Here is a 22,399-nt window from a genome sequence, read left to right as displayed (position 1 = left end):
GCCAAATACTTCCAACTTACAAGATAATAAGTCTCATCTTTTAGCAACTAGCAATACCTACTACTGAACTAGTATGCCCATCCAAGTGTAGCAGACCACTGGGGACTGGGGACTGGGGATTGGGGACTGGGGACTGGGGAGAAAAGATTATTATTTCGACCTCTGAACTCGGAACTTCGACCTCTGAACTCGGAACTTCGACTTTTGAACTCGGAACTTCGACCTCTGAACTCGGAACTTCGACCTTTGAACTCGGAACTTCGACCTTAGAACTCGGAACTTCGACCTTAGAACTCGGAACTTCGACCTTAGAACTCGGAACTTCGACCTTAGAACTCGGAACTTCGACCTTAGAACTCGGAACTTCGACCTTAGAACTTCCTATTCCCCAATCCCCAATCCCCAATCCCTCAACATATTGTTACAATACTTAATGTGATCGTTCTGACTGGTGGCCATTCTTCATGATTGTTAAGACACTTCCCCCTAGTTCCCGACCGATTCAGGAGGACAGTCGCAACGGCACAAATCGCCGAGGCGAACTGGACTTTATTGATGTAGTGCCAGAAGATGGTACATCAAGCTTAGTTGTGCGTAGGCATAGCCCGTCGCAGACATCGCCAAGGCTCTTAGCAGCCCAAAAGGTGAGGACAATAGCCCAACCTGAGACGCTTTACGATCCCGTGGGCATAGCAGCGCATTACCAAAACAGAAAAGTGCAAGTTCTACGGCGGATTTTCGCCGTGTTGGGGCCAGTTCTATCCTTTGTTTTTGGGTTGTGGTCGGATAGTAAACGGGGAATTGTCGTCAAAAATGACCGCCGCCGAGCTACCCAGCTACGAGTATTGCTGACTAAACTGGGGCCTGCTTACATCAAAATTGGACAAGCTTTATCCACCAGACCGGATCTGGTTCCTCCCGTATACCTAGAAGAATTAACTAAACTACAAGACCAATTACCGCCTTTTCCTAACGAAATTGCTTACCAGTTTATTAAAGAAGAACTAGGCGCACGTCCAGAAGAGGTTTACGCCGAACTCTCGGCCCATCCAATTGCTGCGGCTTCATTGGGGCAAGTGTATAAAGGTAAACTAAAAACTGGTGAAGAAGTCGCTGTTAAAGTTCAACGCCCTGACTTAAGAGAGGGGATTACCATTGACTTGTATATCTTGCGTAACCTCGCCGCTTGGGTGCAGAAAAAGGTCAAACGGGTAAGAAGTGACTTAGTTGGGATTCTCGATGAATTAGGTGATCGCATTTTTGAAGAGATGGATTACATCCACGAAGGTGAAAATGCGGAGCGATTTTTCGAGTTATACGGTCACATGAAAGACGTATATGTACCGAAAATTTACTGGGAATACACCAATCGCCGCGTCTTGACGATGGAGTGGATTAACGGCACTAAATTAACGCAGACAGAAGAAATTAGCGCCCAAGGTATAAATGCTCGTTACTTAATTGAAGTGGGTGTGCAGTGTTCCTTGCGCCAGCTGCTAGAACATGGATTTTTCCATGCAGATCCCCACCCTGGTAATTTGTTAGCGACAACCGATGGCAAATTAGCTTATCTTGACTTTGGGATGATGAGCGAGATTAAGCCAGCACAACGTTATGGTTTAATTGAAGCGATCGTCCACGTCGTCAACCGCGACTTTGAAGGATTAGCAAAAGACTATGTTAAGTTAGATTTCTTATCACCAGAAACCGATTTAACACCAATTATCCCAGCTTTTGCCAGAGTCTTTGCTGATGCCCAAGGAGCCAGCGTTGCCGAACTTAACATTAAAAGCATCACCGATGAACTATCGGCTTTGATGTATGAGTATCCTTTCCGCGTACCGCCCTACTACGCCTTAATTATTCGCTCCCTTGTGACGCTGGAAGGTATTGCAATATATATAGATCCCAACTTTAAAGTTCTCAGTGAAGCTTATCCCTACGTTTCTAAACGCCTGTTAACCGATCCAGCACCGCAATTAAGAGCATCATTGCAAGATTTGCTCTTTAAAGATGGCAGATTTCGCTGGAATCGCTTAGAAAACTTGTTAAAAAATGCGCGTAATAGTCAAGACTACGACTTTAATTTAGTGCTGAATCAGGGGATAGAATTTCTGTCATCTGAACGTGGTGCTTTCATTCGTGACAAGCTAGTAGATGAATCTGTTAATGGACTCGATGCTTTAGGTAAAAATGTTTTGCATAACTTCACCTATTTGCTGCGGGAACGCGTTGGGTTGACAGCAGTTAATGAAACTCCGGCGGCGACAGTTGAGCAACAACAAACCTTGGAGCATATCAAACGGATATTAGGTATTCTTCGAGAAACACGAGGCTTTGATCCAATGGAACTTGCGCCCAAAATTGCCCAGTTATTGGTAAATTCAGATGTACAGCGTTTGGGTCAACAAATTGCCAACCGCTTCACGCAAAAAGCTGTAGCCAGATTAATTCGGCAATTATTGGCATCTTAGTCAGAGTTAGGAGTTTTTTAAGTATGCACTCAGCACTAGTGAAGCTACCTACGGGAAACTTCTCTGACCACGTTGAGGAAGTTAGACAAGATTTTCGATTGATTATCTCGTCGCCAAGCGATAGAACTGATTTACTATATGTATTTACATATAGTACGATGTCTAATTTGATCATTGAGTTATAGTCTGTGATCTCCTAAGATTCGTTATATCATATGATGTCCGGGTAATTAACCATAATAACCGGAACCCCACCCCGCAAAAGCTGCGCTTTAGCTCCCCTAAGAGCAAGCTCTTAGCAGGGTGGTTTCATACAAGCAGAGAAAAACTAAAACTGGGTTTCAAAGCCTCTCTCCGCTTCGGGGAGAGGAATGGAAGTGGGGTAAAAAGCTATGTCACAAAACGAGAAATCAAGACTTATGTATTTTTCTTTTTTCGTATGAAACCACCCTGCCTAAGAGCAAGCTCTTAGGGGTTGGGGGTGGGGTTCTTTTATTATGGGTGATTTGGCGGACATGATATCAATCATTAGGAACTAGAGACTTGATTACAAATTCAATACCTCCAATTCAACGAGTTTTGCTTGTTGGAGGAACTCATGGGAATGAGTTCACTGGTGCTTATATCATCAAAAAACTTGATCAGCATCCTAATCTGGTGCGTCGCGCAAACTTTGAAACTGTAACTTTGTTGGCAAATCCGAAAGCATTTGCAGCAGTGCGGCGATACATTGATCAAGACCTCAACCGTTCTTTTCGACAAATGGATCTGCAAGATTTGACGCGCTCTAGTTACGAAGATATTCGAGCTAGAGAAATCAATAATTTATTTGGTGCAAATGGTAAAACTCCAGTTAATGTGATTGTAGATATCCATAGTACGACTGCAAATATGGGCTTAACTGTAATTACCAATGAGCATCCTTTCAACTTGCAATTAGTTACTTATCTTCAGAGTGTAAATTCCTTAGTAAAAGTTTATATTATCCCAATATCGAAAGAATCTTCTAGTTTGCCATCAATTTGTGAATTAGGCTGCACGATTGAGGTGGGAGCAGTACCTCAAGGGGTTTTGCAAGCCGATCTCTTTCAGCAAACTGAAGCATTGATTGACACTGCTTTGAATTATTTCGAGCTATATAATCGGGGAGAAATTCTATTATTTGATAACAAACTAACATTTTATCGGCATAGTGGAACAATTGATTATCCCAGAAATGAGTCTGGTGAGATTCAAGCAATGATTCATCCCCAACTTCAGTTTAAAGATTATCAACCACTTACCCCCGGCGAGCCGATATTTTTAACATTTGAAGGGAAAGCGATCGCCTATGAAGGAACCTCAACAATCTATCCGGTTTTTATTAACGAAGCGGCTTACTACGAGAAGGGAATTGCCATGTGCATAACTCAGCAGCACCAAGTAATAGTTTAAAACAGTGATTATAAGGAGAAATTATGTCTAATAATGGATCTGGTTGTCTTGGTTGTTTAGGTGCTTTGGTCTTCTGGACTTTCATTGGCTCAATGTTCTTTGGCGGAGGAGTTTTAATGAGGGTTGGTAGCTTTGGTTTTGTGCTAGGTAAAAATCTAATTGATCAAAAACAAATTATCAATAACTACTTAACTGATTTGGAGTCCAGTAAGAAACTCGCTGAGGAAGCTGTGCAAAAATTTCATACCCAACTAGGACAAGGCAAATGTCAAGATATTTATGACCAAGCAAATGAGATGTTTAAGAAGAGTTTAAGTCAGTCAGAAATGCTCAGTGTTTGTGCAAGACTAAAACAGCAAATTGGAACTGTAAACTCGGCTCAAATAACTGATTGGTGGGGACAACCTACTGACAAGGACTCTGATAAGTACATTCTCCTTCGCTACATTACAGTATTCTCTAAATCATCTGTTCGGGAAACTTTTTTTTGGTTGGTGAAGGATAGTAAACCAGAACTTGTACAATTTGAAATCAACTCTCAACTAAATAATCCTGAATTTGAAATCAACCCTCAACTAACTAATCCCGTTTCGTTTTAAGATTCCTGTTAATGGGCGCACAGGAGTAGGGGCAATACGGTTCGGATAAGATCCCCCCGCCTGTGGCGACCCCCTTAAAAAGGGGGTAAACGAGGAAATTAGCCCCCCTTTTTAAGGGGGGTTGGGGGGATCGAGTCTTATCCGAAGCGTATTGGGAGTAGGGGAGAATAATTTCTAGCCTCTCATCCCTCATTTTGAGAATAACCATTTTTCTCACGTTTGAGGCTTTCCTCTAAGGCTTGAATTTGTTTATGACGAGCTGACAAGTTCCTTGGAACGTCGCGCTAAGTCTTGGTGGGAGCAACTTCAGCGATTGTCGCCAATGTTCTGCTGGCTCGGCTTGCTGCTGCAAAAATTGCGGGGTAATGCCGGCCAGATTAATTCGGTAATTATTGGCATCCTAGTAAAAGTTATGAGTTAAAAACTTTCTTTAACTCATAAGTGATTCATTTTAGCAACTATATAACCCAACTCTTCCAGCTTTTCTAAGACCTTAGTTGCACTTTGGGTAACACTTTCTTGGTTAGTTTTGCATTCGACTTCCGGACGGAGTGGTATTTCATAAGGATCATCAATACCAGTGAAGTGCTTAATCTGCCCGGATCTTGCTTTTTTATATAACCCTTTTACGTCTCGCTGTTCACAAACTTCTAATGATGCATTGACGTAAACTTCAATGAAAGATGGAATACTTTGGCGCACTTGTTCCCGAATTTCACGGTATGGTGAAATGACCGAAACCAATACAATTACATTATTTCTCGTAAGAAGATGAGCCACAAAGCCAATGCGCCGAATATTCTCTTCTCGATCCTCTTTACTGAAACCCAATCCTTTGCATAGGTTTTGACGTACCGCATCGCCATCTAGAACTTCAACTTTGTATCCCTGTATCCGCAGTTCCTTCTCCACGAATTTACAGATAGTAGTTTTACCTGCACCACTTAGACCAGTGAACCATACTGTCACGCCATACTCTTGTTGTCTCATCTTACCTCCGCCGTACCCTTCAAATGGCACACCAAAAAAATGCTTTTTTGGGTAATTTTAGGTCAATAAATACACACTTGAGCATGTTGTGGCTTTATGGGCAATACAATTGCAAACTTTTAACAAATTCTGGGGGTTTAAGTCCCCCGCTTCTAACAAGCGGTAAGTTTTGTGGCGGAGTATAAATCCCCGTTGCAAAACTTAATTACGAATTACGTTAGCGAACGCGAGTGCGTCTCCAAGAGTTGCGGTAGCGATAGCGCAGCGTAAAGCCTTCTCTTCTCCCAAGGGGAGACGCTAACGCGAACGAGACGCACTCGCGTTCGGCATGGCTTTGCTTAGAGCGAGTCATCGAGCCTCGGAACGAGCGTCATTACGAATTACGAATTATTTTAACTTTCCTCTTGGGGATAACCATTTTTCTCGCGTTTGAGGCTTTCTTCTAAGGCTTGAATTTGTTCACGACGAGCTTCCAATTCTAAGGAACGCCGCGCTAAGTCTTGGTTTTGCAACGTCAGGGATTGTCGCCAATGTTCTGCTCGTTCGGCTTCGTGCTGCAAAAATTCCGGGGTGATGCCGATGGTGAGGTAGCTTTGTACCAAATGGAGTACCCAGTTGGTGGCATCTTCTATTCTTTCAATTTCGCCTGTAGGGGAAAGTTCTACTAAAACAAGCAAGTTTTCACTCATAATCTTTCCCTTTCCTAGCAGAATAGGAGTCTCTTCTGGAATTATCGCCCACAAGTTATCAGCTTCTTGACGCGCCAACAAGCGTAACTGGTGCTGGTCTAAAAAATCGTTTTTACGCACCTGGGCTAGATATAGCATGAGAGTCGCTTTGCTCCAATTCAAAATTCAAAATCAACGTTAGCGCAGCATCTCCGAGAGGAGAAGTTCTGTACCCGTTGGGGATGGCCAAGCCATCTAAGGAAACCTTAGCTTCAACTTCTCTGGAGTAACGGAAACGTCTCCGGCTCCGCTCAAAATTCAAAAAATGATTTTTAATAAAAAACAAGGACAAAATTGGTGTTTGGAATAAATTTAATTGGTAATGGGTAATGGGGAATTAATAATCCCATTACCCATTACAGTTATCCTAAGCCACGCAGGCGATCGCTACGACAATCCCTTGAGGCGATGGCGCAAAATTTCAGCTTGCTTCTGTGCTTCTGCTAAGGCATCCCGCGCTCCTTGTACCACGTCAGCCCTAGCTCTATCTACGAAACTAGGATTGTTTAATCTGCTACTCAGGGACTCAATTTCTGCTTCAGCTTTACTCAAGCTTTTTTCTAGCTTGCCACGTACAGCTTCAATATCTACCACACCGCTTAGAGGAATTAGCACTTGTATTGTACCAATTACACCTGCAATCGCATTTTCTGGTTCTTGTGATTGTTCTAATTCTTTCTGCGGAAAAAACTGTCTCCATAACTTAAGTCTTGCTTGAGCAGTGAGTAAATTTTGGCTAACAAACCACGCTGTGTAACCAAAACCAACTAGTTCAAAGAAAGTTCCGACAATGGGAATGTCATCAACGGCATTTCCCGCAGCTAAACCCAATCTACCAAAGACAATGGCCACGATAATTAAGCCAATTATCTTCAAACCCTTGTAAGGTTTTTTAACAGCAACAGTTTGGTTTTCTTGCTTGTCAGTAATGGTTAAAGTCTCAACCTTCGCCAAATCTTTAATGTAATCTTGCCCAGCAGTGAGAATTTCCCGCTCTTTCTCACTTTCAGTTTGCAAATTCGCTGTAACTTTTACCCCTGGTTTAATATCCGCCTCAGCCCGCAAATTCCGAATTGTGCGGATAGTGGCAATCAGTAATTCAAACTGTTCTTCTAAAGCTTGATCAATCAAGTTTGCATCTACCTGGGGATAGATTTGTAACGGTAAAGTTTGCGGTGAATCTGCTGATTGTTGGGTGAGAGTTTGCCAAATTTCTTCGGTAATATGAGGCATGAAGGGATGAAGCAGTTTCATAATCCCTTCTAGTATGTAGCCGAGGGTTTGCTGTGCTACCCGCCGCGATACTGGGTCGGCATCTGCTTGCAATCTGGATTTCACCAGTTCAATATACTGATCGCAGAAATCACCCCAGATGAATTCGTAGAGTCCTTTTGCTGCTTCCCCTAAACCGTAATTATCGATGTAATTGGTGGTTTGTTTGACAACTTGATGATACCGCGAGAGAATCCAGCGATCGCTCAATTCGGTAGCAACTGGATTCCCCAATTGTTGTGGCGTCTGTCCATCCAAATTCATCATCACAAATCGGGCAGCATTCCACAACTTATTTGCAAAGTTGCGGGATGCCTCCACCGATGCCGATTCATCCTTTTTGCGATCGTATTCTAACCGGATATTTTGTCCAGCCCCCGCAACTTCTCTAATTAGGGTATAGCGCAGGGCATCCGTACCATATTTGTCAATTAATAACAACGGGTCAATACCATTACCTTTGCTCTTTCCCATCTTTTGACCTTTTTCATCCAGCACCAAGCCGTGGATGTAAACTGTTTGGAAAGGCATTTGTCCGGTAAAATGCCCAGCCATCATGGTCATTCTGGCTACCCAGAAAAAGATGATGTCAAAACCTGTCACCAAGGTAGTAGTCGGGTAATAAGTTGCTAAATCCTGAGTTTGTTCCGGCCAGCCCAAAGTCGAAAACGGCCAGAGTCCAGAAGAAAACCAAGTATCTAGCACATCTGGGTCTTGTTCTAGTTTGACATTTTCGCCAAATTGTGACTTCCCTTTCTCCCAAGCTTCAGTTTCCGATTTTGCCACCACAAAGGGCGTGTTATCGGTAATTTGCCCATCCGTTTCACTAACAGCGTACCAAGCAGGAATTCGGTGTCCCCACCATAGTTGGCGAGAGATGCACCAATCAGTGAGTTTTACTAGCCAATCACGATAGACCTTTGTCCAGCGTTGGGGGACAAACTCTGGAGAAGTTTGCTGGTCGAGGAATTCGAGAGTTTTGTCAGCGAGGGGGCGAATTTTGACAAACCACTGAGTTGAAAGCAGGGGTTCAATGGGTACTTTACCGCGATCGCTGTAGGGAACGGTATGCTTATAATCTTCGATCTTCACCAAAAAGCCATCTGCTTCTAGGCGAGAAACGACATTTTTTCTAGCAACAAAGCGGTCTTGTCCTTGAAACTCCCCGGCATTGGCGTTGAGAGTGCCGTCTTTGTTCATAATGTTGATTAACGGCAGATTGTGACGCTTACCCATGTCAAAATCGTTTGGGTCATGGGCGGGAGTTACCTTCACGCAACCCGTGCCGAAAGTGGGGTCAACAAATTCATCGCCAATGATAGGAATTTCTCGTTGTAGAATTGGCAGAGTGAGAGTTTTGCCGATGAGATGTTTGTAGCGATCGTCATTGGGATTAACTGCTACTGCCGTATCACCCAGCATCGTTTCTGGTCGAGTTGTCGCCACCTCTACAAAACCGGAACCATCGGTGAGGGGATAGCGGAAGTGCCAGAGATTTCCATTCACTTCTTGATTTTCCACTTCCACGTCAGACACAGCCGACCCAGAAGCGGGACACCAGTTAACTAAATATTCACCACGATAAATTAAGCCTTCCTCGTAAAGGCGAGTAAACGCCTCGACAACAGCTTTAGATAAACCCTCATCCAGGGTAAACCTTTCCCGTGACCAGTCCACCGAGACACCCAAGCGTCGTAGCTGATTCAGAATCGTTCCCTCAGACTCCGCCTTCCATTGCCAAGCGCGTTCTAGGAACTTTTCGCGCCCCAACTCGTAGCGAGTCTTACCCTCTGTTTTGAGTTGCTTTTCCAGCATACTATGCACAGCAATGCTGGCGTGGTCAGTTCCGGGTAGCCATAGGGTATTACGTCCCTGCATCCGGTGGTAGCGCACGAGGGTATCAATTAAGGCACTTTCAAAGGCGTGACCCATGTGTAAGCTGCCGGTGACATTCGGTGGGGGAATGACGATGCAGTAGGGTTCGCCGCCATTGTTGGGGTCAGCTTTGTAAACTTGGTTGTCTTCCCAGAATTTTTGCCATTTGGCTTCGGTAGAAAAGGGGTCGTAGAGGCTGGGGAGATTGGGAATGGTTGCGGTCATGCGGGAAAACTAAGGAAGGACTCTAATAAATTTTGCCACAGGGTTGGAGAGAGGGTTTATATGGAAACGAACCGCAGAGGCGCAGAGAACGCGGAGGGAAGAGAGGTAGGAGAGGAAATGAATCGGCTTACGGGCGAGGTGATTGGGGCGGCGATTGAGGTGCATAGGGTGTTGGAGCCAGGGTTTTTGGAGGAAGTGTCAAAATCACTTCATCCAGCCCAAAACTGGTCTATTTTGATGTTCCTGACCTGTTTGTAGAGCCTCTCCCCAACTTTATTCAACCGTGGTTCCCTGCCCCTGTTAGCTCCTAGCCGTTGCAGCCAATAAAAATTAGTTATATTCTTACGACCGAATCAGGGTTACAGCCACGGTCACTGATAAGCATGATTAAATACTCAGTGCATTGTCCACGCAAGATGGAGGTTTGGGGCGGTTAGGCTATCTTCTTGACATAAGGAAATCTAGGAAGTGCTGTTGTAGCATTTTAGTAATGAAATAAAACTTAACTATATGTCCGTTCTTGCCGATATCTCCGCAGGCATCTTGATTGTGCAGAAAAACTGCTCATTTAGTAAATCTGCCTTTTCGCGTTTGATAAATTAAAGAACAATCTGGCGTGTGTATTCGAGCGAGAATAGCTATGGATGGCTTGTCAAATGATAGGTTAACAAAGAAAGCCTATGGACGCATATTAAAAAATGTGCGAAACCTCAAAAATTGCTCACAAGAGAAATTAGCTCAAGTGTGTTTTTCGTCTCGGAGAACAATAGTAGACATTGAAACCGGAAAAATCGCCCCTAATCCCTCTCTTAGAGTCGAGTTCGCCAAAGCTTTATCTAACCCTATACTTGAATACTTTCCACAATATTCTATTGGACAATTTTCGCAGCGATTGAAAATCAGATTTCAGCATGAAAAATCAGCAAGTAAATATTTTTTAGATATTGTTAACCAGAAAGATTTAGATAGTTTTCAAGAGGTTTTTTATCTTTATAAAATGGCATCGCATCAAAAGGATAGTGTATTAATGCTCCTTTTGGATGAGTATCTTCACACACGCATCATGAATGCCCATCCTGACGAAACTACAAGAATTTTAGTCGAGCGATATAGACAAGATTATATAGAATTCTTCAAAATTTGGATTCCCCAACTAAATTTCAATATATCACTAGGACAACACCCAATTCACTTGAATATGTTTCAAGCTATCCTTGAGCAAAACCAATCTCAACTAACTGAAGCTATTCACTGGCACTTAATTAATTCTCTCAGTGATGTTGAACGAATTATCAATGCGTTAGAAACTGATTAAGAAGTTTTTAACTGAGCCGCCACTAGAACTATCATGTTTGTGCAGATTCTCTTCTCATCTAATTCCTTTTGAGCTATGGCTTTATAGAATTAAAAAAAGCGAATCTTATCAAGAGTTATGATGAAAAATCCAAATTTATCCAAAGCTTGGGATCAAAAAATCCAGTATTTTTTAGTGTTCATACAAATTGTTTTTTACTTAGTGGCAACATCGAACTACTGTTTGCAGATTAAAAGCACTCTTAAAAATGATGGTTCTACGCGAATACAGCCTCAGAAGGTGTTTGAACTCTAAAAATGGATGTACCGTATTTGGGATACCGTTGACGCTATTATCCCAGCGTTAACACTGCTCTTGGGCGAGAAGTAACTGAAGTTTTAAGAGAATACCCCTTTCCAGTGCTAAAAGCACAGTTCTCAATTGCTCTTATTATGGTTTGGCGATCGCTCTCTGGTATATGAGGGTCAAGAGTACCGAACACCATTAGCATCTCGCCTTTGATTTCACTTACCCTCTGGATTGTATCGGCTACCTCTTTACCCAGTTTACCACTGGGAATACCAGTAGGGTAACAGCAAACCGCAGCCCGAATTTCGTTTTGAAATGCTGCGCCGAAAGCTAAATGTCCACCAATACAAAAGCCGAGAGTGCCTATTTGATTTGGAGAAACCGCACTTTCTCCTTTCAGAAATTCAATTACAGCAAGGCAATCGGCATCATAATCAGCTACGGAGGTTCGACAAGCATCGTCATTACCCCGCATCCGTCCAAGATCGTCTGGCTCAATTACTAAACCAACTGGCTCTATTCGGTGAAAAATTTCTGGGGCTGCTACTACATAGCCGTATCCTGCTAAGTAGTTAGCTAGACGAATCATTGCATCACCTAACTGATAAATATCACTGTAGAAGACAATACCAGGGTATTTTCCTGCTGCTTTGGGAGCCGCAACATAAACACGCATTAAGCTGCCATCTACTCTTAATTCAACATTGCGCTTAGTGATTTGCACTTTTTTGTCTCCATGTTCCGCTTGCTGTTATTAAAGCAGCCTACTGCCGTCAGGCATTCATCTGCATTTATAAAATACCCGAAGGTTTTTCCAGAATCAGGATAGGCTACTAACTGTCAATGAAAGAAAGCAATGGCGTTGCATATTTGCGGGATGATTTTGTTAGTTTTGTGAGACGGGCAACATGAGCGTCCCTTGTATATCGGGGCGCTCATGTTGCCCACACTATAAGAATCATGCCTTGATTCAGTAACGCCAAAGCAATAATAGGAGTTTTCAGTTTGCAAATCACCCCACCCTAACCCTCCCCTTATAAAGGGGAGGGAACTAGATTTCCTGTTTCCCCCCAATATATCGGGGGGACTAAGGGGGGTAATTCGACTTGTGTGTACACTGTAGCCTTTCAGGAGAGAAGCTTTGAATCTTACTCCCCTTCCCTTGCACTACGGTGTACACACAAGTATGACAGCATAGGTTTCAACTCTTCTAGTTGTTTCGTAGAGTGCGTTATGGAAACGCCAAAATAACAAATGAGTTCGCCAAAATAACAAATGAGTTCACAGAAATAACAAATGCGTTCGCCGAAATAACAAATGCGTTCGCCGAAATAACAAATGAGTTCGCCGAAATAACAAATGCGTTCGCCGAAATAACAAATGCGTTCGCCGAAATAACAAATGAGTTCGCCGAAATAACAAATGCGTTCGCCGAAATAACAAATGAGTTCGCTCAAATAACAAATGCGTTGGCGTAGCCCACCGCAGGCATCGCCATGATTGCAACAATTTAGCTTTGTCACGCCAGCGTAACGCACTGCAAATCTTTGGTGAATGAAGTTTTTCCGACTTGTGTGTATACCGTAGCTTCCCTTGCTCTTAAGGGGCTGGGGGTTAGGTCTGTATTGGACTCAATCTAGAAGCGCTATATATCATTAGACCTCTTGCAAAAGTCCCTAACACCCTACCCCCAACCCCTCCCCGCTTGCGGGGAGGGGAGACAAAGCGTAGCTTTGGCGGGGTGGGGTTCTTATTTTTGATTTATGCAAGAGGTCTATTGTCAAGATGTAAAAGAACGTAGAATTGACGCAACGGTATCGTTATTTTCAAGATGTGAAAGAACGTAGCCGATAATTAGCAATCCGCCTGTTAAGTTTGACAACTTGGTATAACTTAAATGACCCGCCAGAAAAGAAATTTGTCAGCAGGATTTTCTTACCACATTACTACGCGCTGCAACAACCGCGAATTTAACTTGGCGCGGCGGGAATGCCGCGAAGTCTTCTTATATGCGATCAAAAAAGGTTTGGACAAATATGGCTTCAAACTTTATGCGTTGTGCATCATGTCGAACCACGTCCACTATCTCATAGAACCAGCTACCCCAGAAGATTTGCCTAAAATCATGCATTTTCTCAATTGGTACACAGCCATGTGCTTTAATCGGATGCTCAATCGCACAGGGCACTTTTGGGAGGCGAGATATTATAGCTGTGGGTTTCCACCCACGGATACTAAGCGAGCATTAAATACTCTACGCTACATTCATGGCAATCCCAAAGCTGCTCAAATGCGACGCAGTTTTTTCTACGATTTCAGTAATTACGGCAGTTATGACCAATTGACTGTTGATGGATTGACTCAATGGCATCCGGCTTTTCTAGAACTGGGTAAAACATTAGATGAATGTGCCAAAAAATATCGGGGGTTTTGTCAAAGGTATAAACCGAAAGCAAAACCAGCCAAACTTTCTTGCTGGGGAAGTAAGTTGCTGGCTGGCCATAAAATTAGCCGAAATAAGGGTAAGCACAAATGCTCACCTGGTCAACTCACACTTTTGGAACAGTGCCAGGTATCGGAATGCAGGCTAGTTAAAACTCACACCAGTAATTAATAAAGGGGACAGATGACATTCGCTTGCTGCGAAGCACCCATCCCCGAATAGCTGCCCAGATCATAAACCTGGAATCTATAGTCCGGTATCTAATCATCCTAGTATCGGCCGAGATATGTTGATTGTCACTGGGATAGATACTGATTTACGAAATACCTACGAAAAGATTGTTACACAATTACTCTTGTTCACCCCTTCTTCCGCCTCCCATCGCCAGCAGCGCCGTTCCGTAAGCTGCTTCTGTGTACACTGACGCTACTACAGGAACCTGCAAATGACGCGCCCTAATCGCAGCCCAAGTTTCATTCGCCGCGCCACCGCCAGCAGTATAAACACGGCTCAATTTATCCGCGCCCATTTGCTGTAATAATTCATACCCTCGCGCTTCTATGCGGGCAATACTTTCTAACAACCCATGCAAAAATTCCACTGGGTTATCTGGGCGTGGTTCCAAACGTGGAGGTAAATTTGGATCATTAATCGGAAAGCGATCGCCTACCTTCAACAACGGATAATAATCTAACTCGCTGGCTTTTGATGCATCTATCTCACGGCTAAGGCTTTCTAACTCAGCGTTTGTGAAAAATTGCTTTAGTACTGCACCTCCAGTATTAGAAGCACCACCAGTCAGCCACAAATCCCCCAAGCGATGGCTGTAAATCCCATATCTGGCATCTTCTACACGGGTACGACTTAACAACTTTAGTACCAACGTTGAACCAAGGGAAGTCACGGCTTCACCAGGTAATTTTGCCCCACTAGCGAGAAAAGCAGCAATACTATCAGTTGTACCTGCACACACCAGACAATCACGCCGGAAACCGAACTTGTCCGCAATTTCAGGAAGCAATTCGGCAATGGGAGTCCCAGGAGTTAAAACTTTGGGTAGCTGAATCGGTATTTGCAACAATTCTTGCCATTCTGGGTATTTCAACTCTTCCACGTCATAACCCAGCTTTAAAGCATTATGGTAATCGCTAATACCCAACTGTCCATGTAGGAGAAACGCTAGCCAATCTGCTTGATGCAGGAAATATCTAGCTTCACTAAAAGAGGGTAATTGCCTCATCCACAAAAGCTTGGCCAGGCTGGAGGTGGCACTCAACACGGTATGATTAGGGGGTGCGATACTCCTCAAATGCTCTAGCACCAATGATCCCCGCGCATCGTTGTACAGCAATGGTGCATCTGTTGGATTGCCAGCAGCATCGACCAGCAAGACGGTGGAAGAAGTACCATTAATTGCGATCGCTTTAATTTCTCGCCGCAATTGGTTAGGTATTTGTTCCACCAGCATAAACAAAGCCTCCTGCCAAATTTTGGGCGTAACGGCGGCTGGTGAGTCCTGGAAGGGATATCGCACCTGTGCCTGGATGCTAGCTTCCTCGTCAATCACCATACCGCGTGCGCCAGAGGTGCCAAAGTCGATACCCAAATACAAATCCATAGTTTTATGAATTTTTTTAATAAAGAATCACTAAGGACTACTGATTAATAACTGCTTTTGTTGCATCTTGTAACAAGATATTCCCCAATCTTGGCAAAACAAGGAAAAGTAGTAAACGAACTGTTCAAAATCTATTCAGGTTAGGAGGTTTTCAGCCATGCCTATCTTAGATACTCTGTACATCGCTCAGATATCTTCCATCTCAGATACTCAAGTCTACATCGCTCTAGTTGTAGCATTGATCCCCGGAGTTCTCGCTTGGCGATTAGCCACAGAACTTTACAAATAAGGCTCTGATGTGACACAGTTAAAAAGCTAATAATCCTGGCAGTACGGGGTGCAATTTCCAGATACTTGTGGCTTTATGCCACAAGTATCTAGGAAACTGGCACTTGCGTAAGCCAGGTTATTTTTTAACTGGTGCAACACTTGTAGTTATTTTAAAAAAATGAAGTAATATGACAGCTAAATCAGCAGTAATTAGCGCCAGAGAGCTTTTACAGTGCTTCCCTTCACTCAGCGAGGTTATTTTTTAGCATCATGAACGCGATTCAACCCTCCAGACCACCGTTACAACCTATACAAAAACGCCGGGTCATTCCTCGACCAAAGCGGCATCTTCGCCAACGTTCTTACCAGGTGATGGCTCTGGAAAGCACAGCCAAAATAGCGGTTAATGTTGTGATTACAGCCGTTGCAGCATCTGCCTTATCACAACTTTTGCCTTATCATTGGTCACAGCAAGAAAAGTTGCGCGAAATTAGTACTGAAGTCAAGCTGATGGAAGGACATGTCAATGGTTTGCAGGTGGAATTTAGCCGTAACTTCGATCCTCAGCAAACTAAAAGTATTATGCAACAACAAGGATACCGATTTGATCCTAATCAACGTCGGGTCGTGTTGATGAATCCTGATCGCCGAGAAGATGAACAAACAGAGTCATCACCCTAAGACAAATAGCGAATTTGGGATTATTTAAGTTTCTTGTGATTCAGGCTACGTATAAACCGGGTGTTAATTTATATTATTGCTAATAAATAATGGTTAATAGCTAATTTTTGAATAGCTATGTAGCTATCATCTATTAGTCATTAGCGATACAGCGTCACTAAACTCCTATTCAAAATTTAATAATTTATTTTGAATTTTGAATCCCCCAGAAGAACTAATCTACCAACTAGGACGCTGATTCAGATAGCAACTCGTTTAGCCAATTTTCGAGTTGTAAACGCAAGCGATAACCAGTAATATCCTTACTGTTGTCGAGAGAAGGCAGTTGAGTGAGGGCACGACGATAATCAGCGATGCCTTCTCTACGAGACGCTACGCGAACGGCAAGCTTCGTTAACGCACAATTCGAGTTGCCCCAAAGATGGTAAGTCCTGCCGCGTTCAGCCCAGATATGACCTTCTAGTTGACCGAAAAGCAGTGCTACCTCAAAATTCTCAATTGCCTCCTCATATTGCCCCAAATCACGCCAGGTAATGCCTCGATTAATCCACGCCCGAACATGGCGAGGATTCAAATCAATCGCTTGATCGTAATCGGCAAGTGCTGCTGCGAATTCTCCACAAGCCGCGTAGTAATTTGCCCGGTTATTATAAGCACTAGCCAGATAGGGATTAAGTTTGAGGGCGGTATTATAGTCGTCAAGCGCTTTTTGCGTTTCACCACTTTGGAAATAAATTAGCCCCCGGTTGTTGTAATCAATGGCATTGTGGGGATGGCAGGAAATTAGTTGGCTTAAAAGTGCGATCGCCTCAGTATAATCTCCTTGTTGAGCCGACCTCAAAGCACAAGAGCGTAAGTAGCGATCGCCTAAAACAGATTCGCCACTGTCATTTTTCCTCTGTGCTTGGGCTTTATGTGTAATATTTGAAACGATTTTACATTTGCTACTTTGCTGGTCACCATCAGCTAAAAATGAGTGAATATTCATATTTACCTATACTAAATCCGTGTTTTGTGGAATCCAATTCTAGTTTTTGTCTGCTAGTGGTTTTACTACTATGTCTATTTTTAAAGTAATTAGGGTTACAGTAAAGCCACTCAAGAGAGAACTTAACCTAGCCGCACAAGAGAAATCTACCCCCTAGATAAACAATTGATCCTCAAACCTAATCATGAATACTTCATCCCCAGGGTGAATTCCAGAAATAGCAGATGTCAATCTCAAAGGCTAGTCAAGTAGTGAGAGCGACAAATTGGTAGAATGCCAACAAGCTGTTCCTTAAAGAGGGGATTGGGGATTGGAGACTGGGGACTGGGAACTGGGAACTGGGGAGAATTCACTTCCCACTTTCACTCAATCCTAATCTCCAATCCCTAATCCCCAATACAACTCTTGGAGAGGCTGCACCAACGGCTTCTCTACCAGACGCACTCGCGTTCGCTCAGTACAAGTCCCCAATCCCCAATCCCTAAATTCAATTTCTAAGTTTTGAGAAATTTTCCGATGACAACCGCAATTTCCTATCCCAATGCCCCTGATTTAGCAACCGATGATTACATTGTTATCGGCTTGGCAACCTGCTTCGTCAAAGAAGATGGAGAAGTTTATCAAATCGAAGTTATAGAACCGATTCCCTCTGCGGCTTTGGAAGCGCTCTTAAAGGGCATCCCTACCTCTTATAAGCTGGCTCATGCAACAACTTTGGGATCTGTGCTGGATGGCGATTCACAACTGTTTCCAGATGGCTTCCCAGAGTCGGCTCAGTTTGGAGAGGAATTTGTCCCACGGGCATTTGCAGCAGCTCGTACCTACAAGCGTCGTGAATCTGCAAAATCTTTAATTCCCTTAGGTACAAACTATACCGAATTTAAGTATTCCATTGAGCGCAAGCGGGTGTTAAACGCCGCTAGAGTTGTCACCAAAGAAGACAACGTTAAACAACATTCTCACACTCACAAAGTTCTTTAAGTAATTATGCTCAAACTTTACGGTGGCGCTCGTAGTCGAGCGTCAATTGTTCACTGGTATTTAGAGGAACTAAAAGTTCCCTACGAATTTGTCAAGCTTGATATGCAGGCAGGTGAACACCTCAAACCTGAATATTTGGCAATTAACCCAGTTGGTAAAGTTCCAGCAATTGTTGATGGGGATTTTAAACTTTGGGAATCTGGGGCAATTTTGCTGTATCTTGCCGATAAATACAGTAAAACTCCACTTTCACTCCAAGAACGTGGTGTATTTTCCCAATGGGTGTTGTTTGCCAATGCTACCCTTGGCCCAGGAATTTTTGTAGAAGCAAGTCGGGAGCGGGAAATGCCCCGCTTGTTGACTCCGTTAAATGAAATTTTCAGTAAGCAACCTTTTTTGCTTGGCGATGAGTTCACTGTTGCTGATGTGGCAGTGGGGTCTATTCTGAATTATATTCCCATCATGCTGAAGCTAGACCTCAGTTCCTACCCAGAGGTGTTGAACTATATGAAGCAGTTATCTGAGCGTCCGGCATTTCAAAAAAGTATTAGCGTCCGGGCTTAAAATAATTCGTAATTCGTAATTCGTAATTCGTAATTCGTAATTGAATTCTTAACTACGAATTACGAATCTGTTAACGATAGTTTGTAAATTGCAAAGCCACCGGGTAGTCTTCTTGTTTCAGGCGCTGCATGACTACTTGTAAGTCATCTTTAGATTTGGCAGAAACCCGCACAGCATCCCCTTGAATTGAAGCTTGTACCTTTTTGAATTCGTCCCGAATCAATTTGGAAATTTGTTTGGCGATTTCCTGACTAATGCCTTTTTTGAGTTTGATTTCTTGACGCACGCGATTACCACTGGCTGATTCAACTTTGCCAAAATCAAAGATTTTCTGGGATAGGTTACGCTTGGCGGCTTTTTCTCGCAGAATGGTGTGTACAGAATCTAAGGTGAACTCGCTGTCAGTACTAACGTTAATGCTTTCTTCAACTAACTCGACAGTAGTTTCAGTGTCTTTGAGGTCGTAACGACCTTTGATGTCTCGTATAACTTGATCGACAGCGTTAACTAACTCTTGTCGGTCAAAGTCGCTCACAATGTCAAAGGAAAAAGTAGAAGCCATAAAACATTTTGGATTTTAGATTTTGGACTTCGACTTCGCTCAGTCGAACGATTTTGGATTTTGGATTGGGAAAAGTTTTCCCCACTCCCCACTCCCCACTCCCCACTCCCCAATTAACTACTAGTTTGGATAATACTCAATAAGATGAGAGTGCCAGAGCTAAGGATGCCAATGGCAAACATCAGCGAGCCTCTTTCAGAGGAGCTACGCTAACGCAAAAGGGTATATTCAAAATATAAAAAATTGAGTATAACAAACGAGCCACCACAAAGGCGATCGCAGCCACTTGGGCTTTAGTTGAATTTACACCAGTTACATAAGCCATCAATGCTGCTGCCGCAAACACCATAAACGCTTCAAAGGTGTTCTGATGTGCCCAAGTAGCTTGTTGGGCATAAGGTGGCAATTTATCAAACATAGCGCCAGGAGTAGAAAACATTTCATACCCAATACGCACACGGGCATAAGCTACTAGCAAAAATGGCACGTAAATTAGAACGGCAGCAGCAGCGATCGAGTACAAAAAAATTATCATTACTTATTAGTCGTTGGTTATTAGTCATCAGTGAGCCAGCACGGTCTTCTCCCAAGGGGAGACGCCAAGGGCGATAGCGCAGCGTTAGCGAGTCCGCGAGCGTCTGGGGGTTTCCCCCATGAGTGACTGGCGTTAGCGCAGCGTAAAGCCTTCTCTTCGAGACGCTGCGCGAACGGCATGGCTTCGCTTAGAGCGATAGCGCAGCGTTAGCGAGGAACGAGCGTCACCCGTAAGGGTCATCAGTCATCAGTCATTAGTCAAACACAAATGACAAAAGACAAATGACAAATGACTAATCAAAGTAGAAAAGCGTCACTACTTTTCTTTGTTCTTCTGCATCCTGACAAGTTTGTAACAGGGTGCGACTGTCGTGAAACGCAAAGCAGATTAGTTGCTGGCAACGGGAGACAATCTCCTTGTTGCACAGGTAACTAGCTTCAGCAAGGGAGAGAGTATCATTACTGGGATTTTCGACTAAATGCATTACCTGTTCCAGTTGCTGGCGCGATTCCAAAGGCTGGCGTTCCAGGCTTTGGGGTAGAATCACCGTCAACAAATTTGCATCAGCCCGGGTTGCTCCCTTGATGGCCGCTGAATTTGTACCTGTAGCACCAGAAGTAATGATTCGATTACCCGATAAAACTAGGGCGTATGTCATCATTTCAATAAGATTCTGATGCGTAATCGGGACATGACGAGAACCCAGCAAGGCAATTCTTTTAGAACCCGTTTGCTGGATTGTCGCTAGTTCTTGCGCTAATGTATCTAGGTTAATAAGGTCTGTTGATTGGCTCAAAGATGGAGATAATCAGATTAAACGACCCAGATATTCTACCAAACAGCGTGTAGATGCGAGGAAAACTTGAGTTAAACATTGCTACTAATTTTCGATTGTTTGGTTCAGTAACTCTATTACTTGGTTACACCAGGCTAGCCAATGTGTTTCGTAACTAATGCCATTTGGAAGAGTCAAGTACTGAAATTTGCCTGATTCTGGCAGTTCTTGCGGATTCTGAAAGTAATCCTGTTCTATGTCTTTGTACGTAGACGATATGACTAACAAAAATTTTAACCAGTAAAAAGGCTATTTACGGCAATATGCCTGTCTTTGGATTAGCTGCTGCAACTAATATCATGTCCGCTTGATTACTTATTAAACCCGAAGAACCCCACCCCGCCAAAGCGTAGCTTTGTCTCCCCTCCTGCTTGCGGGGAGGGGAGATTTTGGGGAGCCAGTGCGGTCTTGGGGTCTCCCCAAGTGGAGCCGGATAGCGTGTGGGGTGCAATGACTGTGGAAATCATAACTAATTATACGGACATGATATAAACACATCCCAGCTATGGGCAAAAGGAAACAGCTCGCCGTCCCTTGGGAGGTGACGGTGAGCCAGCTGTACCCTTACCAGTAATACAGCCTCCTAACTGATAACTGAGCAATGAATCTAAGACAATGCCGATGCAGGAGTTAAACCTAGTTTGGATAACAAGCGGTCAATGTCAAAATGCTCCGACATCAACTTGCGAATATACTGAACCTTAATCGGCTCGTGGACACGGACTTGACCAAAAGTGCGGTCAACAATTTCTACAGTAGTTAGGGTATCTAAGTCAACAGACAAAATGGGGATTTCTAGTTCTTCAGCGCGACTGAGAATAAACGGCGGCGGCGGTAGTTGCCCGGTGAGAATTAAACATTGGGTAGAAGTTTCCAAAGCCGCTTGCTGAATTTCCACGCGATCGCCTCCTGTTACCACTGCCATATTTCGGCGTTTGCGAAAATACTTGACAGCAGAGTTGACATTCATCGCTCCAATTGCTAAACTTTCCACCAACAAATCCATGCGATCGTTGCGACAGAGAACATCAGCCTTTAACTGTTTGACCAGTTCGCCAACACTGACACTGCGGAGCAAATCGCTATTAGGCAGCATTGCTAGCACCGGAATCCCCTGCTGTTCCAAAAATGGGCGCAAGAGAGTGTCAACTGCTTCTAGTTGGGTGACAGGGATATCATTGATTACAACTCCAATCAAGCGATCGCCCACACGCCCTTTAGCAGCCAATAGCGACTCAACCGAAAGCAACGATTTATAGCGGGCTACTAACAGCACGCCAGCATCCAATAGTTCAGCCATTTGTAGCAAAGACAAGTCAAACAAATTGCCTTCGGACAAATCACCAGGCCCCTCCAATAACACTAAATCTCCTTGAGATTTATGCAAATATTGCTGTATTAAGGACTGCTGATAATCGGTTTGGTCTTCCCCTCGCAAGCGTTTTTGCACATTTAGTTCATCCAAAGCCAGCATTGTAGGTGCAACACGGTTTTCCGGCAAATTGAGGCTAAGAGCGATGAATTGGACATCTTCCTCAATTACGGTTCCACTGGACGAATTCAAACACGTACCAAGCGGTTTACCGTAGGTAATATCCAGTCCTTTTTGCTGTAGCTGATGAGACAAACCCAGAACAGTTGCAGATTTACCGCTGTAAGTCTCGGTTGATCCAATCAGCAAATATTTAGGGGATTTTGGCACACATGCACTCCTAATTTCAA

21 protein-coding genes and 3 pseudogenes are annotated in these 22,399 nt (G+C 43.6%); 12 read left to right on the top strand and 12 right to left on the bottom strand.

Annotated features, from left to right (window positions below; genetic code table 11):
• Positions 1-119 precede the first annotated feature (119 nt).
• The 4 genes from LC653_RS07245 (at position 120) to LC653_RS07230 (ending at position 4,507) form a co-directional block, all read left to right on the top strand.
• Positions 120-434: a hypothetical protein gene (locus LC653_RS07245; RefSeq protein WP_229493728.1), complete on the top strand. Its 315-nt coding sequence runs from the start codon at positions 120-122 to the stop codon at positions 432-434.
• A gap of 30 nt (positions 435-464) precedes the next feature.
• Complete coding sequence (locus LC653_RS07240) at positions 465-2,474, top strand: ABC1 kinase family protein (protein ID WP_229493726.1); 2,010 nt, start codon at positions 465-467, stop codon at positions 2,472-2,474.
• 558 nt (positions 2,475-3,032) lie between these two features.
• A complete protein-coding gene (locus LC653_RS07235) occupies positions 3,033-3,908 on the top strand; it encodes an aspartoacylase (RefSeq protein ID WP_229493901.1) in 876 nt (291 codons plus the stop codon).
• A gap of 23 nt (positions 3,909-3,931) precedes the next feature.
• Positions 3,932-4,507 carry a hypothetical protein gene (locus LC653_RS07230; RefSeq protein WP_229493724.1) on the top strand — a complete coding sequence of 192 codons (576 nt, stop codon included), beginning with the start codon at positions 3,932-3,934 and terminating at the stop codon, positions 4,505-4,507.
• A 182-nt stretch (positions 4,508-4,689) separates the two neighbouring features.
• On the opposite strand, the pseudogene LC653_RS07225 reads toward LC653_RS07230, so the two are convergent.
• From LC653_RS07225 to LC653_RS07210, 4 genes and pseudogenes are all read right to left on the bottom strand, one after another.
• A pseudogene (locus LC653_RS07225) lies at positions 4,690-4,880 on the bottom strand (hypothetical protein); the annotation flags it as partial.
• 62 nt (positions 4,881-4,942) lie between these two features.
• Positions 4,943-5,497 carry an adenylyl-sulfate kinase gene (cysC, locus tag LC653_RS07220; RefSeq protein ID WP_229493722.1) on the bottom strand — a complete coding sequence of 185 codons (555 nt, stop codon included), beginning with the start codon at positions 5,495-5,497 and terminating at the stop codon, positions 4,943-4,945.
• A 392-nt stretch (positions 5,498-5,889) separates the two neighbouring features.
• Positions 5,890-6,324 carry an HmpF-related protein gene (locus LC653_RS07215; protein ID WP_229493720.1) on the bottom strand — a complete coding sequence of 145 codons (435 nt, stop codon included), beginning with the start codon at positions 6,322-6,324 and terminating at the stop codon, positions 5,890-5,892.
• A 288-nt stretch (positions 6,325-6,612) separates the two neighbouring features.
• A complete protein-coding gene (locus LC653_RS07210; RefSeq protein ID WP_229493718.1) occupies positions 6,613-9,597 on the bottom strand; it encodes a valine--tRNA ligase in 2,985 nt (994 codons plus the stop codon).
• 60 nt (positions 9,598-9,657) lie between these two features.
• On the opposite strand from LC653_RS07210, the pseudogene LC653_RS07205 reads away from it, so the two are divergent.
• Together LC653_RS07205 and LC653_RS07200 are read left to right on the top strand one after the other, a co-directional pair.
• Positions 9,658-9,795 (top strand): annotated as a pseudogene (locus LC653_RS07205) (GxxExxY protein); the annotation flags it as partial.
• Between the two features lie 442 nt (positions 9,796-10,237).
• On the top strand, positions 10,238-10,912 hold the full coding sequence (locus LC653_RS07200; RefSeq protein WP_229493711.1) for a helix-turn-helix domain-containing protein: 675 nt from the start codon (positions 10,238-10,240) through the stop codon (positions 10,910-10,912).
• A gap of 331 nt (positions 10,913-11,243) precedes the next feature.
• On the opposite strand, the gene LC653_RS07195 is transcribed toward LC653_RS07200, so the two are convergent.
• Positions 11,244-11,924 carry a dienelactone hydrolase family protein gene (locus LC653_RS07195; protein ID WP_229493710.1) on the bottom strand — a complete coding sequence of 227 codons (681 nt, stop codon included), beginning with the start codon at positions 11,922-11,924 and terminating at the stop codon, positions 11,244-11,246.
• 490 nt (positions 11,925-12,414) lie between these two features.
• On the opposite strand from LC653_RS07195, the gene LC653_RS07190 reads away from it, so the two are divergent.
• Positions 12,415-12,678, top strand: a complete 264-nt coding sequence (locus LC653_RS07190; RefSeq protein WP_229493708.1) for a hypothetical protein — start codon at positions 12,415-12,417, stop codon at positions 12,676-12,678.
• Positions 12,679-13,097: 419 nt separating this feature from the next.
• Positions 13,098-13,814 (top strand): transposase, encoded by a 717-nt coding sequence (locus tag LC653_RS07185; RefSeq protein WP_229493706.1) that lies wholly within the window; start codon positions 13,098-13,100, stop codon positions 13,812-13,814.
• 178 nt (positions 13,815-13,992) lie between these two features.
• Here the strand turns inward: LC653_RS07185 and LC653_RS07180 are convergent, their stop codons facing one another.
• Entirely contained in the window at positions 13,993-15,261 is a 1,269-nt protein-coding gene (locus LC653_RS07180; RefSeq protein ID WP_229493705.1) for an FGGY-family carbohydrate kinase, read from the bottom strand.
• A gap of 199 nt (positions 15,262-15,460) precedes the next feature.
• On the opposite strand from LC653_RS07180, the gene psaM reads away from it, so the two are divergent.
• Together psaM and LC653_RS07170 are read left to right on the top strand one after the other, a co-directional pair.
• Complete coding sequence (psaM, locus tag LC653_RS07175) at positions 15,461-15,550, top strand: photosystem I reaction center subunit XII (RefSeq protein WP_040630342.1); 90 nt, start codon at positions 15,461-15,463, stop codon at positions 15,548-15,550.
• Positions 15,551-15,801: 251 nt separating this feature from the next.
• Positions 15,802-16,212: a slr1601 family putative cell division protein gene (locus LC653_RS07170; RefSeq protein WP_229493703.1), complete on the top strand. Its 411-nt coding sequence runs from the start codon at positions 15,802-15,804 to the stop codon at positions 16,210-16,212.
• Positions 16,213-16,438: 226 nt separating this feature from the next.
• Here the strand turns inward: LC653_RS07170 and LC653_RS07165 are convergent, their stop codons facing one another.
• On the bottom strand, positions 16,439-17,200 hold the full coding sequence (locus LC653_RS07165; RefSeq protein ID WP_229493701.1) for a tetratricopeptide repeat protein: 762 nt from the start codon (positions 17,198-17,200) through the stop codon (positions 16,439-16,441).
• A 516-nt stretch (positions 17,201-17,716) separates the two neighbouring features.
• Between LC653_RS07165 and LC653_RS07160 the strand changes: the two genes are divergently transcribed.
• Positions 17,717-18,181, top strand: a complete 465-nt coding sequence (locus LC653_RS07160) for a hypothetical protein (RefSeq protein WP_229493699.1) — start codon at positions 17,717-17,719, stop codon at positions 18,179-18,181.
• A 6-nt stretch (positions 18,182-18,187) separates the two neighbouring features.
• Entirely contained in the window at positions 18,188-18,745 is a 558-nt protein-coding gene (locus LC653_RS07155; RefSeq protein WP_229493698.1) for a glutathione S-transferase family protein, read from the top strand.
• Between the two features lie 70 nt (positions 18,746-18,815).
• Here the strand turns inward: LC653_RS07155 and LC653_RS07150 are convergent, their stop codons facing one another.
• The 5 genes and pseudogenes from LC653_RS07150 to LC653_RS07130 form a co-directional block, all read right to left on the bottom strand.
• A complete protein-coding gene (locus tag LC653_RS07150; protein ID WP_012411046.1) occupies positions 18,816-19,307 on the bottom strand; it encodes a YajQ family cyclic di-GMP-binding protein in 492 nt (163 codons plus the stop codon).
• Positions 19,308-19,420: 113 nt separating this feature from the next.
• Positions 19,421-19,842 (bottom strand): annotated as a pseudogene (locus tag LC653_RS07145) (MAPEG family protein).
• Positions 19,843-20,134: 292 nt separating this feature from the next.
• On the bottom strand, positions 20,135-20,638 hold the full coding sequence (locus LC653_RS07140) for a DNA recombination-mediator protein A (protein ID WP_100902618.1): 504 nt from the start codon (positions 20,636-20,638) through the stop codon (positions 20,135-20,137).
• 84 nt (positions 20,639-20,722) lie between these two features.
• Positions 20,723-20,905 (bottom strand): virulence activator alpha C-terminal domain-containing protein, encoded by a 183-nt coding sequence (locus tag LC653_RS07135; RefSeq protein WP_229493697.1) that lies wholly within the window; start codon positions 20,903-20,905, stop codon positions 20,723-20,725.
• Positions 20,906-21,284: 379 nt separating this feature from the next.
• Entirely contained in the window at positions 21,285-22,379 is a 1,095-nt protein-coding gene (locus LC653_RS07130) for a phosphotransacetylase family protein (RefSeq protein ID WP_229493696.1), read from the bottom strand.
• Positions 22,380-22,399: the final 20 nt, after the last annotated feature.

This window comes from Nostoc mirabile CHAB5784 (assembly GCF_020829645.1).
In the GTDB taxonomy this organism is placed as follows: domain Bacteria; phylum Cyanobacteriota; class Cyanobacteriia; order Cyanobacteriales; family Nostocaceae; genus Nostoc; species Nostoc mirabile.
This window is presented reverse-complemented; position numbering and strand designations above follow the sequence as displayed.

Bases quoted from the DNA above. Each gene is read 5' to 3' on its own strand.
- LC653_RS07180 (WP_229493705.1), bottom strand. From the start codon at position 15,261: ATGGATTTGTATTTGGGTATCGACTTTGGCACCTCTGGCGCACGCGGT.
- LC653_RS07230 (WP_229493724.1), top strand. From the start codon at position 3,932: ATGTCTAATAATGGATCTGGTTGTCTTGGTTGTTTAGGTGCTTTGGTC.
- LC653_RS07240 (WP_229493726.1), top strand. From the start codon at position 465: ATGATTGTTAAGACACTTCCCCCTAGTTCCCGACCGATTCAGGAGGAC.
- LC653_RS07200 (WP_229493711.1), top strand. From the start codon at position 10,238: ATGGATGGCTTGTCAAATGATAGGTTAACAAAGAAAGCCTATGGACGC.
- LC653_RS07185 (WP_229493706.1), top strand. From the start codon at position 13,098: ATGACCCGCCAGAAAAGAAATTTGTCAGCAGGATTTTCTTACCACATT.
- LC653_RS07150 (WP_012411046.1), bottom strand. From the start codon at position 19,307: ATGGCTTCTACTTTTTCCTTTGACATTGTGAGCGACTTTGACCGACAA.
- LC653_RS07155 (WP_229493698.1), top strand. From the start codon at position 18,188: ATGCTCAAACTTTACGGTGGCGCTCGTAGTCGAGCGTCAATTGTTCAC.
- LC653_RS07165 (WP_229493701.1), bottom strand. From the start codon at position 17,200: ATGAATATTCACTCATTTTTAGCTGATGGTGACCAGCAAAGTAGCAAA.
- LC653_RS07215 (WP_229493720.1), bottom strand. From the start codon at position 6,324: ATGCTATATCTAGCCCAGGTGCGTAAAAACGATTTTTTAGACCAGCAC.
- LC653_RS07210 (WP_229493718.1), bottom strand. From the start codon at position 9,597: ATGACCGCAACCATTCCCAATCTCCCCAGCCTCTACGACCCCTTTTCT.
- cysC (WP_229493722.1), bottom strand. From the start codon at position 5,497: ATGAGACAACAAGAGTATGGCGTGACAGTATGGTTCACTGGTCTAAGT.
- LC653_RS07170 (WP_229493703.1), top strand. From the start codon at position 15,802: ATGAACGCGATTCAACCCTCCAGACCACCGTTACAACCTATACAAAAA.
- LC653_RS07160 (WP_229493699.1), top strand. From the start codon at position 17,717: ATGACAACCGCAATTTCCTATCCCAATGCCCCTGATTTAGCAACCGAT.